The 16525-nt window shown below is 46.6% G+C and carries 15 protein-coding genes and 1 pseudogene; 5 read left to right on the forward strand and 11 right to left on the reverse strand.

What is annotated here, in order from left to right:
* The first annotated feature begins 193 nt into the window (after nucleotides 1–193).
* On the forward strand, nucleotides 194–739 hold the full coding sequence (gene gerQ, locus AC0OMU_RS20240) for a spore coat protein GerQ (protein WP_014478336.1): 546 nt from the start codon (nucleotides 194–196) through the stop codon (nucleotides 737–739).
* Nucleotides 740–782: 43 nt separating this feature from the next.
* Here the strand turns inward: gerQ and AC0OMU_RS20245 are convergent, their stop codons facing one another.
* The 3 genes from AC0OMU_RS20245 to AC0OMU_RS20255 all read right to left on the reverse strand — a co-directional run bounded on the left by AC0OMU_RS20245 (nucleotide 783) and on the right by AC0OMU_RS20255 (nucleotide 2875).
* Nucleotides 783–1154, reverse strand: a complete 372-nt coding sequence (locus AC0OMU_RS20245; protein WP_003227446.1) for a DUF423 domain-containing protein — start codon at nucleotides 1152–1154, stop codon at nucleotides 783–785.
* A gap of 61 nt (nucleotides 1155–1215) precedes the next feature.
* Complete coding sequence (locus AC0OMU_RS20250; protein WP_021480922.1) at nucleotides 1216–2538, reverse strand: purine/pyrimidine permease; 1323 nt, start codon at nucleotides 2536–2538, stop codon at nucleotides 1216–1218.
* A gap of 19 nt (nucleotides 2539–2557) precedes the next feature.
* Nucleotides 2558–2875, reverse strand: a complete 318-nt coding sequence (locus AC0OMU_RS20255) for a YwdI family protein (RefSeq protein WP_015483860.1) — start codon at nucleotides 2873–2875, stop codon at nucleotides 2558–2560.
* Nucleotides 2876–3040: 165 nt separating this feature from the next.
* Between AC0OMU_RS20255 and AC0OMU_RS20260 the strand changes: the two genes are divergently transcribed.
* Complete coding sequence (locus tag AC0OMU_RS20260; RefSeq protein ID WP_047183373.1) at nucleotides 3041–4411, forward strand: aldehyde dehydrogenase; 1371 nt, start codon at nucleotides 3041–3043, stop codon at nucleotides 4409–4411.
* Between the two features lie 24 nt (nucleotides 4412–4435).
* Here AC0OMU_RS20260 and AC0OMU_RS20265 read toward each other — a convergent pair whose 3' ends face one another.
* Both AC0OMU_RS20265 and AC0OMU_RS20270 read right to left on the reverse strand, forming a co-directional pair.
* Nucleotides 4436–5113: a uracil-DNA glycosylase gene (locus AC0OMU_RS20265; protein WP_014478341.1), complete on the reverse strand. Its 678-nt coding sequence runs from the start codon at nucleotides 5111–5113 to the stop codon at nucleotides 4436–4438.
* A 14-nt stretch (nucleotides 5114–5127) separates the two neighbouring features.
* Entirely contained in the window at nucleotides 5128–5934 is an 807-nt protein-coding gene (locus AC0OMU_RS20270) for a glycosyltransferase family 2 protein (RefSeq protein WP_047183375.1), read from the reverse strand.
* A 191-nt stretch (nucleotides 5935–6125) separates the two neighbouring features.
* On the opposite strand from AC0OMU_RS20270, the gene AC0OMU_RS20275 reads away from it, so the two are divergent.
* Nucleotides 6126–6941 (forward strand): bifunctional hydroxymethylpyrimidine kinase/phosphomethylpyrimidine kinase, encoded by an 816-nt coding sequence (locus AC0OMU_RS20275; protein ID WP_474222354.1) that lies wholly within the window; start codon nucleotides 6126–6128, stop codon nucleotides 6939–6941.
* Between the two features lie 90 nt (nucleotides 6942–7031).
* Here AC0OMU_RS20275 and AC0OMU_RS20280 read toward each other — a convergent pair whose 3' ends face one another.
* The 3 genes from AC0OMU_RS20280 to scrA form a co-directional block, all read right to left on the reverse strand.
* Entirely contained in the window at nucleotides 7032–7280 is a 249-nt protein-coding gene (locus AC0OMU_RS20280) for a hypothetical protein (protein ID WP_003243437.1), read from the reverse strand.
* A 93-nt stretch (nucleotides 7281–7373) separates the two neighbouring features.
* Complete coding sequence (sacA, locus tag AC0OMU_RS20285) at nucleotides 7374–8813, reverse strand: sucrose-6-phosphate hydrolase (RefSeq protein WP_474241444.1); 1440 nt, start codon at nucleotides 8811–8813, stop codon at nucleotides 7374–7376.
* Nucleotides 8810–10195: a PTS system sucrose transporter subunit IIBC gene (gene scrA / locus AC0OMU_RS20290; RefSeq protein WP_474241445.1), complete on the reverse strand. Its 1386-nt coding sequence runs from the start codon at nucleotides 10193–10195 to the stop codon at nucleotides 8810–8812. Before scrA ends, sacA begins: the two co-directional genes overlap by 4 nt.
* A 301-nt stretch (nucleotides 10196–10496) precedes the next feature.
* Here scrA and AC0OMU_RS20295 point away from each other — a divergent pair.
* Nucleotides 10497–11266: pseudogene (locus AC0OMU_RS20295) on the forward strand (formate/nitrite transporter family protein).
* A gap of 38 nt (nucleotides 11267–11304) precedes the next feature.
* On the opposite strand, the gene sacT reads toward AC0OMU_RS20295, so the two are convergent.
* Nucleotides 11305–12135 (reverse strand): sac operon transcriptional antiterminator SacT, encoded by an 831-nt coding sequence (sacT, locus tag AC0OMU_RS20300; RefSeq protein ID WP_003227423.1) that lies wholly within the window; start codon nucleotides 12133–12135, stop codon nucleotides 11305–11307.
* Nucleotides 12136–12174: 39 nt separating this feature from the next.
* Complete coding sequence (locus AC0OMU_RS20305) at nucleotides 12175–12477, reverse strand: hypothetical protein (RefSeq protein WP_080030757.1); 303 nt, start codon at nucleotides 12475–12477, stop codon at nucleotides 12175–12177.
* 529 nt (nucleotides 12478–13006) lie between these two features.
* Here AC0OMU_RS20305 and vpr point away from each other — a divergent pair.
* Complete coding sequence (vpr, locus tag AC0OMU_RS20310; protein WP_474241446.1) at nucleotides 13007–15427, forward strand: serine protease Vpr; 2421 nt, start codon at nucleotides 13007–13009, stop codon at nucleotides 15425–15427.
* 37 nt (nucleotides 15428–15464) lie between these two features.
* On the opposite strand, the gene AC0OMU_RS20315 is transcribed toward vpr, so the two are convergent.
* The gene (locus tag AC0OMU_RS20315; RefSeq protein WP_015384986.1) at nucleotides 15465–16466 is read right to left on the reverse strand and encodes an LLM class flavin-dependent oxidoreductase; all 1002 of its coding nucleotides are present in this window, start codon (nucleotides 16464–16466) and stop codon (nucleotides 15465–15467) included.
* Nucleotides 16467–16525: the final 59 nt, after the last annotated feature.

Consider the following 16525-nt stretch of genomic DNA (forward strand, 5'->3'; position numbering starts at 1 on the left):
GCTGCCCAGAGCGAAATCTGATCGGTCCGCTGTTCTTTTTCAGCATAATCCAAGCATCAGCCTCATAAGGTGAAAGAGATAAAAATCGCACCAGCGACTAAGATCGTTTTCCATCGGAGGTGAGTCATCGCGGAGCGTTCACCTATACATCCAGAACATGTTTTGAATGGTTTTCATAAAAAGGAGGAACGATATGAAACCGAAAAAAAATCAATATCAGCAAATGCAGGGATTTGATAATATGCAGGGGTATCAGCCTCAGTTTGGCGCCAACCCGTACCCGCAGCAAGGCCAAGGCTCACAAATGCAGACAATGGGGATGCAGCCAATGATGCCAATGCAGCAGGGACAGCAAGGACAACAAGGACAGCAGGGATTTGGATTCCCGGGCCAGCAGCAGGGCGGCGGTTTTCAAATTCCATCGGGGCCTACACCGTCAGGACCGGGCCAAAGCGTTCCCGGCATGCTGCCTGTTGAGGAATCTTACATCGAGAATATTTTGCGCCTGAATCGGGGAAAAACGGCCACCATTTATATGACATTTGAAAACAGCAAGGAATGGGGCTCGAAGATTTTTCGCGGCGTCATCGAAGCTGCGGGCCGGGATCACATTATTATCAGCGACCCGAAATCAGGAACACGCTACCTGCTCCTGACAATCTACCTCGATTACATTACATTTGATGAAGAAATTGCTTATACGTATCCATATTCCATGGCGTCCTATTCGCCAAGATAAGAAAAAAGCCAATCACTCATATGATGAGGATTGGCTTTTTTGTTTATAGATATTTGACGGCTGCGACAACGATCATAATCCAAGAAATAATAAACGCCACACCGCCGAGCGGGGTGATCGCTCCAAGAATGGAGATTTGCGTCACACTTAGAATATATAAGCTTCCGGAAAACAGCACAATTCCCGCAAACATCAGCCAGCCGGCTGTCGTGACACTGCCTATGCCGGATAATTTATCAGCCAGAAACGCGACAACGAATAGCCCAAGGGCGTGATACATATGATACTGCACGCCTGTGTGCCAAACCTGAAGATATTTATCAGGTATTTTCCCTTCTAATCCGTGAGCGCCGAATGCTCCGAGTCCCACGGCAAGCAGGGCGTTAATGGCCCCTAATATGATAAAAACTTTCATCTATCTCTCCCGCCTTTTCGTTAAACTCATATCATTTATCTTATCGCACCTGCACCAAAATTCAATGTTTGTTCTCTGTTGACACGAGATTGTCGGATTTTCTCCTGCGCCAAAGCTGGAACTGGTCAGCTGCTATTGCAGCAAGCGTCCCTAATACGAGCCCGTTGCTTAATAGAGAAATAAATACCGGATGCAATCCCTTTAACGCAGTTTCAGGAACAAACATGATACCGACCCCTGTCAGCAGCGAGATGCCGATGATAGACCTCACCCTTTTTGATTCTTCTTTCTCATATGAATCAAATTCGGCAAAGGCCAGACCGCCCATTGCGGAGAACACAACAAAATTCACCGCAAATCCAACGGGTGACGGCAGGCTCGCAAACGTATTCATAAAAAACGGGATCACGCTGATCACGATAACCAGAATACTGCCGAGCATAAACGGTTTTTTAGAAGGCATTTTGGTCGTTTCAATAAAACCCGCGGCTCCCGAAATCGGAACAGGCGCAATAGCTCCCGTCAAACCGCTAAGCAGATGGCTGAATGAAGCGGCAAAACCGGCATGGCGTTCATGATGCTTTCCATCAGGCTGTTTGCTGAATTTTTTCACGGCGATGTCCACGACCTTCATGCTCGCCAGCATATTCACGATCAGCAAGATGGTAATAAAAATAGAAGTGATGATCAGGCCACTGTTAAATAACGGGGTCCCAAAAGGAAACAGGGAAGGCAGCTGAAACAGCCGGTCCGGCATTTCAATCGGCTTTGCCGCTCCGGCAGCCGCAAACAGCACCCACCCGCCGAACAAGGCTAATAAAATAGAATATTGCTTAAAAAACATGATGTTCGAATTTGTCATTATAAAGGCGGCAGCGATCACAACAAGCGCCAGACCAAATACAAGACCGTCCACCCCGTCCTGTCGATAACCGATTCCGAGAATTCCTTTTATAATGGGCTGACTCAGCTGCATGACAAGAAGCAATAAATAGACGCCCGTTACAACCGGAGTAAACAATTTTGCAAGTCTGTCAATGACCTTGAAAACACTTAACAAAAAGAAACATACAGCGCTTACAAGAAGAGCTCCCTGCAACCCCCGCAGTGTGTCTCCATATGTCGCAAACACAGTTCCCGTCAGCCCTGCGTAGATCGTATACACTCCCCACCACAAGCCGGCTGGGCTTTCATTAATCGGCAGTCTGTGGCCTTTCAAACACTGAATGACGGCGGCAATTCCCAGTACAAAAAAAGTGCTTTGAATCAATCTTGCAGAATCTGAGTGATTCAGATGGAACGACTGGGCAACCGCCACCGGAACAACTATCGCCGCAGCAATAATAAACGCTGTCCATTGCAGCGCGCCAAGAACCAATTTCACGTAAGCTCAACCTCTCTCTTTAAAAATCAAATAAAGACTCTCCGTTTCCATCCTCTTCCTGCTTCTCTTTTTCTTGCTTTCGATATTTGTTTAATCCCGCGCTCCCCATCATTTTTTCCATCATCAGCTGGTCTGTCGATGGCGGCGCGGCAGGACTTGTCGTAACGCTCGGCTGTATGCGAGGCCCGCTCGCGTTCTCCGGCTGATCAAGCACGACATCACACAGAGAACGGACAACCGCTACATAACGCTTCAGCTCCTCATCCCGTTCAGCTGTTTTTGCTTTTTTCAGCTCCTCTTCCATCTTTTGAATTAATGCAGATATATGAATGTTCATGAAGCACCCTCCAAAAAAATAAATGTTGTCTTCCTGCATTTTATCAAATTCCTGCTGTAAACGCAGATATGAGTTTGTTATTTTTTCTGACAAACCTTGCGATTGACAAGCAGAAGAGATTTTTCACATAATAAATCACCATACCTTACAAAAAGGAGAGACGGAATGAACAGCATCCCCTCTATCATCAGCAAGCATAAAGCCTATTTTGCGGCGGGACATACGAGACCGCTTGAATCGAGACTGAACATTTTGCGGAAGCTGAAACAAGCCGTCAGAACTCATGAAGCCGATCTCATAGCCGCTCTCTACCAGGATCTCCACAAATCCGAGCAAGAAGCATACTCAACAGAAATCGGAATCGTCTTGGAGGAAATCAGCTTTGTCATGAAACGGCTGAGAAAATGGTCCATGCCGAAACGAGTCAAAACGCCGCTGACTCATCTAGGCTCTAAAAGCATCATCATTCCTGAGCCGTATGGAACCGTTTTGGTGATTGCGCCTTGGAACTATCCCTTGCAGCTGGCGCTTTCTCCGTTGATTGGAGCCATTGCGGCGGGGAACACCGTCGTTCTCAAGCCATCAGAATATACGCCGGCTGTTTCTGCTATTCTTTCCAAACTCATCAGCAGCGTTTTTCCGACCGATTATGTCGCTATGGCAGAAGGCGGGCCCGACGTCAGCACAGCATTATTACAGCAGCCCTTTGACTACATTTTCTTTACAGGCAGTGTAGCTGTAGGAAAAATCGTCATGGAGGCCGCCGCTAAACAATTAATTCCCGTAACCTTGGAGCTCGGCGGCAAAAGCCCCTGCATCGTCCATAAAGATGCTGACATTCAGCTTGCCGCCAAACGCATCGTCTTCGGGAAATTTACAAATGCGGGACAAACCTGCATCGCACCGGATTATTTATTTGTACACGAGGACATCAAAACGAAGCTCACAGAAGAAATGAAGCGTGCGATCATAGAATTTTACGGCCCTCAGCCGGAACAGAATCCGCAGTATGGCAAAATCGTCAGTGAGCGCCACTATCAGCGGCTGCTCAGCTTTCTGAATGACGGCATCCCACTCACAGGCGGACAATCTGATCCCAATCATCACAAAATTGCGCCGACCATTCTCGAACAAGTGAGAGATGACTCTCCAGTGATGCAGGAGGAGATTTTCGGGCCGATTCTTCCGCTCTTTACATACCGCAATATCGGGGAAGTCATTGAAAAAGTCCAATCGCGCCCTAAGCCGCTCGCCCTGTATCTCTTCACCATAAACAAAGAAATTGAGCGCGCTGTTTTAGGAAATCTGTCGTTTGGCGGGGGCTGTGTCAATGATACGTTAATGCATGTGGCGACGCCGTATTTGCCATTCGGCGGCGTCGGGGAAAGCGGCATCGGCAGCTATCACGGGTTTGACAGTTTTAACACATTCACGCACAAAAAAAGCGTCGTCAAACAAACGAACCGCTTCGACTTCGCATTTCGTTATCCTTCCTCCAAAAACGGGCTGCGAATGATTCGAAAAATACTCAAATAAAAAAGCGCAGATAACCTGCGCTTTTTACAAATCCTTAATACACCAATCAATCGGCGCCTCTCCCATTTTCTCCAAATAGGCATTCGCCCGGGAAAACGGTCTGCTCCCGAAAAATCCGTTTCTCGCCGAAAACGGGCTGGGATGCGTCGATTCAATGATAAAATGCTTGGAGGTGTCGATCCGTTCTTTTTTCATTTGAGCATGCCGTCCCCATAAAATAAAGATAACCGGCCGCTCCCTTTCATTCAGCACGTCAATAATTCGGTCCGTCAGTCGCTCCCAGCCTTTACCCTTATGGGAATTCGCCTGTCCGCGCCTTACTGTCAGCACAGTATTCAGCAAAAGAACCCCTTGCTTTGCCCAGCTCACAAGCGATCCGTGATTTGGGATGCTGCACCCGATGTCCTGCTGCAGCTCAAGAAAAATATTTTTTAACGAAGGCGGCTGCTTTACACCCGGCTTTACGGAGAAGCTTAAACCTTGAGCCTGTCCCGGCCCGTGATACGGATCTTGTCCCAGAATGACGACCTTGACATCATCATATGATGTATAATGCAGCGCATTGAAAATATCCCGGCTGTCCGGATAAATCGTTTGCTCCGCGTATTCCCTCTTCAGCATTTCTCTGAGCTCTTGATAATACGGTTTCTCAAACTCTTCCTTTAGCTGATTCCACCAGCTGTCTTGTAAAAGCTGTTTCAAGATTCAGGCCCCCCTTACGAACGATGAAGTCTGGAATATACAGGCTCGCCATCCCAAACCATTTCACTTTTTGCTTCCCGCCTCTTCATCTCAGGCTCTTCAAGCAGGACGGCAAAGTTTTTCGTCGGCAGCTCCCCGAGTCCGTGCTTTTCACTTAACCGATCCAAATATTGCTTCCGCTTGGCGCCAAGGTCCGCAGACTGATTGTCTCCCGCGTCACTGAAGGCATAAATCACACTGGCGCAAGGGACACGCTTCACCCGGTAATCCTTGGCTGCGCGCAGATAAAAATCCCAATCCCAGTAATTGTGCACATCAGCATCGAAATACCCGATTTCATCATGCAGAAAACGTCTGTACATGCTGCCCGACGGCACGTATGTAGAAAACACTCTCATATCCTCATAGTCAGCGGTATAAGCAAACAATTTCCGTGACACTGGATATCTTGTTCCGTTTTTCTCTTCAAACGAGACAATTTCCGCATCAGAATGAACGAAATCTGCCGTTTCTATTTCCTTCGCCATTCTTTCCACATGCCCTGGCGTAAAGAAATCATCGTCATCACACAGCATAATGCAATCGCCAGACGCCTCTTTTACACCGGCATTTCTCGCAGCCACATGCCCCGAGTTCTTTTCTAAATTGATGACAGCAATCGGCAGCTCCGGATAAAGTGCTTTGACCGGCACGACCGATTCCCCGGCATCATTCACAATAATAATTTCATACGGCTTCAAGGTCTGGCGGGAAATCGACTCCAAAAGCTCACACAAAGCCGGAATCCGATTATAGGTCACAATTACGATAGAAATCTTCATGATGCTCTCCTTCTCATTTTCATAGTCATGTACTATTAAAACATATATTGGACGGGAGATCAGTGGGAATATCCTACTGAAACAGGATAAGGTGATAATGAAAATACTAGATGAATTGCTAAGCCTTCTATATTGTGATACAGAGAAAATCTAACTATAATGAAAGACAAAACACGATGGAGGTTCAAGACATGTCTATGCATAAAGCACTCACCATTGCCGGCTCAGATTCCAGCGGCGGTGCTGGGATTCAAGCTGATTTAAAAACATTTCAAGAAAAAAACGTATACGGGATGACCGCCTTAACGGTGATCGTTGCGATGGACCCAAACAACAGCTGGGACCATCAGGTATTCCCGATCGATACTGATACAATCCGCGCCCAGCTTTCAACAATTACGGACGGCATCGGTGTGGACGCCATGAAAACAGGAATGCTGCCAACCGTTGACATTATCGAGCTTGCGGCAAAAACGATCAAAGAAAAACAATTAAAAAATGTGGTAATTGACCCGGTTATGGTTTGCAAAGGTGCTAATGAAGTCCTTTATCCGGAGCACGCCCAAGCCCTGCGTGAGCAATTGGCTCCGCTAGCCACTGTCATTACGCCAAACTTGTTTGAAGCCAGCCAGCTCAGCGGCATGGATGAACTAAAAACAGTTGACGATATGATCGAAGCCGCGAAAAAAATTCACGCACTCGGCGCTCAATATGTCGTCATTACAGGCGGAGGCAAACTCAAACATGAGAAAGCCGTTGATGTTCTCTATGACGGAGAAACAGCGGAAGTCCTTGAAAGCGAAATGATCGATACGCCTTATACACATGGCGCAGGCTGTACGTTCTCAGCAGCCGTGACAGCGGAGCTCGCCAAAGGTGCGGAAGTCAAAGAAGCCATTTACGCAGCAAAAGAATTCATCACAGCGGCCATTAAAGAATCCTTCCCGCTAAACCAGTATGTTGGTCCTACGAAGCATTCTGCACTGCGCCTGAATCAACAATCATAAACAAAAGGGGCTGCCTTACAGAGAGGCAGCCCTTTTTAAATCACCGAAGACTTTTCACAGAAAAAACTGCCGATCCCATCGGCAGCCTGTTTATTTGATTTTTAAATTGTTTGCAGATTTCCTCAAAAATGTTTCTATCGACTGAACAAAAAGTGCATATTCCTTCATTTGTTCATATGCCCGCGTGAGAATTTCCGCCGTTTCACTGTGCGGCGTTGTTCCGCCAAGCATTTTTTTCAGCTGAAGCAGCACATCCTTATATTCTTCCCGCTTATCTTCAACTTGGTTAGCAGCCTTTTCCAAACATTCCGGTGTTATCTTCTGTTCATGTATATTCAAGAAAACAACTCCTTTTACAGAAAAAAATAGTAGGTTATCGTTGAAGAATAGCACAGATGGCTCAGATTTCACATAAGAAAATAGAAGGATTTTCTACATAAGTGTCCAAATTCCGACATTCATTTCAGATTTCCCGGTCGAACTGGCTGTTACTTCATGATTTCCCGGGAAAGGAAAATATCTCGCACTAAAGACCTCTTCTCCGTTATTCATAAAGATTTCCACAGATGACGCGTCGAGAAACATGTGTACGGTATGCAAATCCTTGATGCGGCAATGTCTCGCTTCTGTTCTTTTTCCGTCAAAGCTCGTCCGTTCCAGCGTAACAATCCCCTCGTCTTTGTAGAAGGAAAACGTAGCCGTTCCGCGGATACTGATTGAAAAACCGGACTCCGTATGAATGTCTTCCAGCAGAATCTCAGCTCTTTCAGGGTTTTCCACTGGAAGTGCGCCAGATGATTCATGCATGTTGATGTGTATTTTTTTCTCATTTCTGCGCATGGCTTTTAGCTCAGGCAGCGGCTGCTGAATCAGCTTCTGGCCTGAAAGCGTCAGCTGTCTCGGCAGCGTCATGCAGTGAATCCAGTGATAGTCAATCGTCGGATGGGACCCTTCATCCTGGTCAGGCACCGCCATCCATGCAAACAAAATCCGCCTTCCCTGATCGTCTTCAAGTGTTTGCGGCGCGTAAAAATCAAAACCTTGATCAAGCTCCGTAAATTCACCATGCTTCAGTTCAGGCTTGTTATAATCGAGACGGCCGACAAAATAACCTGATTGATATACGTTCTGATAACGGAAACCGTCAGCCTCAAGCCCTTGAGGCGAAACAATCAGTACGTCCGATCCTTGAAGGGAAAACAAATCAGGGCATTCCCACATGTATCCAAAATCGTCCAGCCCGTTGAAGCCCGCTCCGGTTATCGGGCCAAGAAATCTCCACTCTGTCAGGTTATCAGAAGCAAACAATACAGCCTGCCCTTTCAAATTCTCTGTTTGCGCACCAATCACCATATACCATGTGCCTTCATGCTCCCATACCTTCGGATCGCGAAAATGCGCCGTATATCCTTCAGGGAGGCGGGCGACGACACCCTTTTTCTCAAAGGACAGCCCGTCATCAGAAATAGCCAGGCATTGATACGTTTCCCGATTTCCATCCTGATCCCTGACATTTCCTGTGTAAAACAGATAGAGCCGATCGTCTTTCGTGACAGCGCTGCCCGAATAGCAGCCGTTTTTATCAAACCAATCACTCGGAGCCAGCGCAATCTCTTCCCGCTTCCAATTCACAACATCCTGTGTCGTATAATGCCCCCAAAATTTTGCGCCGTGCCCTGTCTGAAACGGCTGCCACTGAAAGAATGCATGATAGCTGCCCTTCCAATAAATCACGCCATTCGGGTCATTCAGCAGCCCAACCGGCGGCATGATGTGAAAATGCTGGCGATGCGGATCGCTGTCAGCGATAGGTTCTTTTTTCTCCACTTCTTCATGAGCCCGGCGACGAAGCTCCTGGTCATGTGCTGTCATTTTTTCCTCTCCTCATCCTCATTAATCTTCATGACAAATGCTGCAATGAACGCTGACATTGCCGCAATCGCCATGCCAATCAGATAGTGAATCAAGTTGCTGAAGCCAAACGGAGCCGCAATGGCGATCATCGGAATACCCGTTAACCCGTAAGCGTTTGCAGCTACATGTGTAAAGACGACATATGCCCCACCCAATGCGCCTCCGATCATCGCGGCGATAAACGGTTTTCGGTAGCGCAGATTGACTCCGAAGATGACGGGCTCAGTAATGCCGAGAAAAGCGGAAAATGCAGCCGGAAGTGCGATTTCTTTTGTCTTTGCCTTTTTCGCCATAAAGAAGACGGCAAGCCCGGCGCCGCCCTGTGCGACATTCGCCATTGACCAGATCGGCAGCAAGTAGTTTTTGCCTATATCTGCAATAAGCCCCGCCTCAATCGCATGGAAGCTATGATGAACACCTGTCAGCACGATGAGTGAATACGTGCCCCCGAAAATCAGACCCGCAACAAAACCGGCATGGTCATATACATAAGTTAAAGCAACCGTAATGCCGGAACCAAGCGCTCTGCCCAGAGGGCCAATCGCGATAAAAGCAACAAACCCGGTAACAATTACAGTAACAAATGGTGTAACAAGCAAATCTACCGCATGTGGAACCACTTTTCTCGTCCATTTCTCTACCTTGCTCATCACATACACCGCAAGCAGGACAGGGATAACAGTTCCCTGGTAGCCGAGAAGCGCGATATCAAATCCGAAAAGATGCATGTAATCAGGTGTTGCTTCCGCCAATCCCCATGGATTTAAAAGAGTCGGATGAATCATGATTCCCCCGATGACCGCTCCCAAGTATGGATTGCTGCCAAACTCTTTTGAAGCGCTGACCCCGATTAAAATCGGCAAGAAAATGAATGCTGCACTTGAAAACATATCAAGCAGCTGCAAAAGCGCAGAATCCTTGCTCATCCAATGAAACGCATTGATCATACCCAGCAATCCCATTAATAGGCCGCTGGCTACAATAGCCGGGATGATTGGAACAAAAATATTAGAAAGCGTTTTCGCAAATCTCGCAGCGGGATTCAGCTTTTCTTTTGCCGCATTCTGATGATTTACGTGTTCTTCACGCTCGATATCAGCTTCTTTAGAAAAGGCATCGAATACTTTATTCACAAGGCCTGTTCCAAAAATGATCTGGTACTGGCCAGAGCTGCTGAAAGCCCCTTTGACGCCATCAAGCTCTTCTACTTGTGCTTGATCTATCTTTGATTCATCTTTCATCACTAAACGCAGTCTTGTTGCACAATGAGCCGCGCTGATAATATTTTCTTTCCCTCCGAGAAGCTCAATGAGGCGTTTTGCAGTCTCTTTGTAATCCATCTATTTCTCCCCCTTTTATTTAAACAAAAAAGACCTAAAATTCGCCAACGAATAAAGGACACAGCGATCCTTTTTCATTTACGCAAATTTTAGGTCTTGCCTGCTTTACCAGTCACAATCCCGCTTATTCAGATTAAGAATACGCTTTCATCATAAAACATGACAGCGTTTTCGTCAACTATTTTTTTAGTTAAATAGTTTGATAAAACATGTAGACAAAAATTCGCAAAAATTAATTGTGAAATACTTCACAATATCGTGCTATACTATGCTCAATCATGAAAGAAAGCAGGAAAAGACAATGGAAACTCAAGCATTGCAAAAGGTTGAACAGTATGCTTTGAAAAAACAAAACATATTCGCTTCAAGCAAAATCCGTTATGTGCTTCGGTCCATTTTAGCCAGTATGTTTATTGGTTTTGGCATTACAGCCGCAAGCAAAACAGGCAGCTATTTCTTTATGGCTGATTCTCCGTTTGCCTTTCCGGCAGCTGCTGTCACTTTCGGGGCCGCTATTCTGATGATTGCTTACGGAGGCGGAGATTTATTTACCGGCAACACCTTTTATTTCACCTATACCGCGCTTCGGAAAAAACTCAGCTGGCGCGGCACCCTGTACTTGTGGATGTCAAGCTATGCCGGCAATTTAATCGGCGCCATTCTGTTTGCCATCCTGATCAGCGCGACGGGACTTTTTGAGGAGCCTTCTGTTCATTCCTTTTTGATTCATTTGGCAGAGCACAAAATGGAACCGCCGGCTTCCGAATTGTTTTTCAGAGGAATGCTGTGCAATTGGCTTGTGTGCCTCGCCTTTTCATTCCAATGTCTCTCAAAGGAGAAGGAGCAAAGCTGTTTACCATGATGCTATTCGTTTTCTGCTTCTTTATTTCCGGCTTTGAACACAGCATTGCCAATATGTGCACATTCGCCATCTCGCTTTTGATTGAGCACCCTGATACAGTGACACTGATGGGAGCAGTCAGAAACTTAATTCCCGTTACGCTCGGCAATCTGACCGCGGGAATAGTCATGATGGGCTGGATGTACTACACACTGAATCCTGATCAATAAAAAAACTTCCAGAGATCACTCCCTGCAAGTCAAGGCGGTTATTCCGAGAGATCTTGAAGACGCTGGACATGCAGCGTGATATAGCCGGCCTCGGATTCCGGCAAATGTAATTGATATTCATTTTTCAAAAACTCCGCCAGCTCCAGCGCACATTGATAGGCGAATGAATACTTTTTTTGGATGAAATAAAGCATCTCCTCGTCCATACGATGGAGCGCTTCATTTGATTCCAACCGGCTGACCGCGTATCGCAAATGCGTGACAAGGCGTTGATAGGAAATGCTGTTTTCATCCACCTTTCGATTAAAGTATTGTTCTATTTTCTCTATCATTTCTTTGATCATGGTCGTATGCTTCAGCGCCGAATACATGCTCTCCGCATCCATCTTCGCCGTATGGATGTGAAGGGCAATATAACCCGCTTCATCTTCAGGCAGAGACACGCCCAATGTCTCTTTTACATGTCCGATCGCCCACAGGCCGATCTCGTATTCTTTTTTATAGAGCGCCTTTATCTCATGCAGCAATTTATTCTGCACAAGCAGCCCATTTTGAATCCTTTCGATCGCAAAGGACAAATGGTCGGAAAGCGCGATATGAATGTGATCGCTCAGCGGCGCCGCGAGCTCTCCTTCCGCATAGCTGATGATATCCTCAGCTATTTCTATATGCTCCTCCGGCAGTGTTTGCAGGATTTGTTTGAACTTTTCATTCTCGTCGCGCACGACAAAGATTTTTTCCACTTTATTCATAGGGATGAGATCATTTTTCTTTTTTTGAAAAGCGATTCCCGGCCCCATCACGATTTTTTCCTGATCATCCTCTTTTATTAAAGCCGCATTGTTGTTTAATACTTTATAGATTTTCAAGAGGTTATCTCTCCCGCCAATTTGCTTTTGACTGGGATTTTACCTCCTTTTGACCGCCATGTAAAGATGCGGGCCCGCTCTCTCCTGCTTTGGCGATTCCTTGAAGGCTTGCAAACATCTTCTTTTATAAAGCGCGGCGGCTTTCGCTTTCTGCTTTTCTTCCTCATTCACAGCCATCCGCCACTCATAAAACGAAACGAGTCCTGCGGCCTGCACAGCCGCCTTTCTTTGGTATGTACGCTGAGCCGAATAGACCGCGGCAGCCGCAGTTTTTCTTTCCGGCGTCACCCAGTTCATCAAAAAGACCATCCACACCCGTAAAGATACAAGCAAACGTTTCATAGAAAAACATCCCTCCGCTTCTTTTTGGCAGGCAGCCTTTTTAGCAGCCCGTTTTCTCAGCCGCGGCCCGCAAGAAAAGACGGCCGATTTCTTTTCTCGCAAACTAGCGGCTCTAGCAAAACTCATGACTCTATGATAGACCGTGGAAAGAGAATTCTTTGTCACAATATGAGTGAAAAAACCAACTAGTTTTTAGAAGTTTTGTTGAAAGCTGAAAGAATTGAAATGAAAATTGGAGAACTGCTTTGAAAACTTTATACACAAGTTATCCCAAAGATAAGAACAACTTAATCACAAGAGATATCCACATGTCCACAAACTCTATCTATATTTTGTATACGAACGTACATTCCTAACTATATATATACACAGGTTTATTCACTTATACACAGGGTTCTGTGTATAACTCCTTCGTTATACACAAACAAAATCCAATAAATGGTCCAAATGACACAAGGATTTTTTTGAATTTTCAAGAAATATATACTAGATCTTTCACATTTTTTCTAAACACAAAGGGGGAAACACATTGAAAAAGGGGATCATTCGCTTTCTGCTTGTAAGTTTTGTCTTATTTTTTGCGTTATCCACAGGTATTACGGGCGTCCAGGCAGCTCCGGCTTCTTCAAAAACGTCGGCTGATCTGGAAAAAGCCGAGGTATTCGGTGATATCGACATGACGACAAGCAAAAAAACAACCGTTATAGTGGAATTAAAAGAAAAATCCTTGGCAGAAGCGAAGGAAGCGGGAGAAAGCCAATCGAAAAGCAAGCTGAAAACCGCTCGCACAAAAGCAAAAAACAAAGCAATCAAAGCGGTGAAAAACGGAAAAGTAAACCGGGAATATGAGCAGGTATTCTCAGGCTTCTCTATGAAGCTTCCAGCTAATGAGATTCCAAAACTTCTCGCGGTAAAAGACGTTAAGGCAGTGTACCCGAACGTCACATATAAAACAGACAATATGAAGGATAAAGACGTCACAATCTCCGAAGACGCCGTATCTCCGCTAATGGATGACAGTGCGCCTTATATCGGAGCAAACGATGCATGGGATTTAGGCTACACAGGAAAAGGCATTAAGGTGGCGATTATTGACACTGGGGTTGAATACAATCACCCAGATCTGAAGAAAAACTTTGGACAATATAAAGGATACGATTTTGTGGACAATGATTACGATCCAAAAGAAACACCAACAGGCGATCCGAGGGGCGGAGCGACTGACCACGGCACACACGTAGCCGGAACTGTGGCTGCAAACGGAACGATTAAAGGCGTAGCGCCTGATGCCACACTTCTTGCTTATCGTGTGTTAGGGCCTGGCGGAAGCGGCACAACGGAAAACGTCATCGCGGGCGTGGAACGTGCAGTGCAGGACGGGGCAGATGTGATGAACCTGTCTCTCGGAAACTCTTTAAACAACCCGGACTGGGCGACAAGCACAGCGCTTGACTGGGCCATGTCAGAAGGCGTTGTCGCTGTTACCTCAAACGGCAACAGCGGACCGAACGGCTGGACAGTCGGATCGCCGGGCACATCAAGAGAAGCGATTTCTGTCGGTGCGACTCAGCTGCCGCTCAATGAATACGCCGTCACTTTCGGCTCCTATTCTTCAGCAAAAGTGATGGGCTATAACAAAGAGGACGACGTCAAAGCGCTCAATAACAAAGAAGTTGAGCTTGTCGAAGCGGGAATCGGCGAAGAAAAGGATTTTCAAGGGAAAGACCTGACAGGCAAAGTCGCCGTTGTCAAACGAGGCAGCATTGCATTTGTGGATAAAGCGGATAACGCTAAAAAAGCCGGTGCAATCGGCATGGTTGTGTATAACAACCTCTCTGGAGAAATTGAAGCCAATGTGCCAGGCATGTCTGTCCCAACGATTAAGCTTTCATTAGAAGACGGCGAAAAACTCGTCAGCGCCCTGAAAGCTGGTGAGACAAAAACAACATTCAAGTTGACGGTCTCAAAAGCGCTCGGTGAACAAGTCGCTGATTTCTCATCACGCGGCCCTGTTATGGATACGTGGATGATTAAGCCTGATATTTCCGCGCCAGGGGTCAATATCGTGAGCACGATCCCAACACACGATCCTGGCCATCCATACGGCTACGGATCAAAACAAGGAACAAGCATGGCATCGCCTCATATTGCCGGAGCGGTTGCCGTTATTAAACAAGCCAAACCAAAATGGAGCGTTGAACAGATTAAAGCCGCCATCATGAATACCGCTGTCACTTTAAAGGATGGCGATGGGGAAGTATATCCGCATAACGCTCAAGGCGCAGGCAGCGCAAGAATCATGAACGCAATCAAAGCCGATTCGCTCGTCTCACCTGGAAGCTATTCATACGGCACGTTCTTGAAAGAAAACGGAAACGAAACGAAAAAAGAAACGTTTACGATTGAAAATCAATCTTCCATTAGAAAATCATACACACTGGAATACTCATTTAATGGCAGCGGCATCTCCACATCCGGCACAAGCCGTGTTGTGATTCCGGCACATCAAACCGGGAAAGCCACTGCTAAAGTAAAGGTCAATACGAAGAAAACAAAAGCTGGCACCTATGAAGGAACGGTTATCGTCAGAGAAGGCGGAAAAACGGTCGCTAAGGTACCTACATTACTGATTGTGAAAGAGCCCGATTATCCGAGAGTTACATCTGTCTCTGTCAGCGAAGGGTCTGTACAAGGTACCTATCAAATTGAAACCTACCTTCCTGCGGGAGCGGAAGAGCTGGCGTTTCTCGTCTATGACAGCAACCTTGATTTCGCAGGCCAAGCCGGCATTTATAAAAACCAAGATAAAGGTTACCAGTACTTTGACTGGGACGGCACGATTAATGACGGAACCAAACTTCCGGCCGGAGAGTATTACTTGCTCGCATATGCCGCGAACAAAGGCAAGTCAAGCCAGGTTTTGACCGAAGAACCTTTCACTGTTGAATAAGAAAAAGCCCTGCCGAATCGGCAGGGCTTTTTAAAGATCAGTCAGCAAACGCCTCCTGCAATAAGCGATACGATCGGAGCTTGTCTTCAAAATGATGTGTAATGGTCACCACCATGATTTCCTCTGTTTCATACGCTTTACTCAAAGCTAGCAGCTGCTTCTTAACCTGTTCTTTCGTACCAACAATCATTCGATTTCGATTATCAGCAATTCGTCTCTGTTCATAAGGGGAATACGTATTTTTCCGAACAGCTTCATACGAAGGAACTCCCTCTAAAGGAATACCCTGCTCCCCTGCCAAAAGCGTAAAATCGAGCACAGCCCCAAGCTCCTCTGCCTTCTCCTCCGTGTCAGCACAAAGAACAAAAACAGCAACTGCCGCTCGGGGCGTATTCCCTAACACAGACGGTTTGAATCGTCTCTTATACTGTCTGACAGTACCCTCTCCGCCCTCTCCATTGATAAAATGGGCAAACATATAGCCAGCGCCAGATTCCGCGGCGAGCAGCGCGCTTTCTCCAGATGAGCCGAGCAGCCACACATCCGGAGCCGTTGAAATATGCGGCGCAGCCGTCAGATTCGGAAAACGGTGTTTGTCATCCGCCAAATCATGCAAATACATGGTCAGCTCCTTGATTTGCTGCGGATACTGATCAGCATTGCGCTTTCCGCCGTCATTCAGCGCCCATGATGCGATCGGCATTCCCCCCGGTGCTCTGCCAAGCCCCAGGTCAATTCTTCCTGGTGTCAGCCCCTCCAGAACACGAAAGTTTTCAGCTACTTTATAAGCACTGTAATGCGGCAGCATGACTCCTCCTGATCCAACACGAATTCGCTTTGTTTTCGCCGCTATATGACTGATCAGCACCTCAGGACTGGACCCTGCCAGCCGTTTTGAAAAGTGATGCTCAGAAACCCAAAATCTCTTATATCCAAGGTCCTCAGCAGCTTGGGCAAGCGCAACGGTTTGCTGTAAGGCCGTTTCTGCATTGCTGCCCTCTGATACTGGAGATTGATCTAATATACTTAATGAAACCATCCCTACCACCTCATCCTCATCGTATCACTGATCTTCTATTTTTTCTCCAAAGCCGCTCA

This window comes from Bacillus sp. FAU18 (assembly GCF_056033885.1).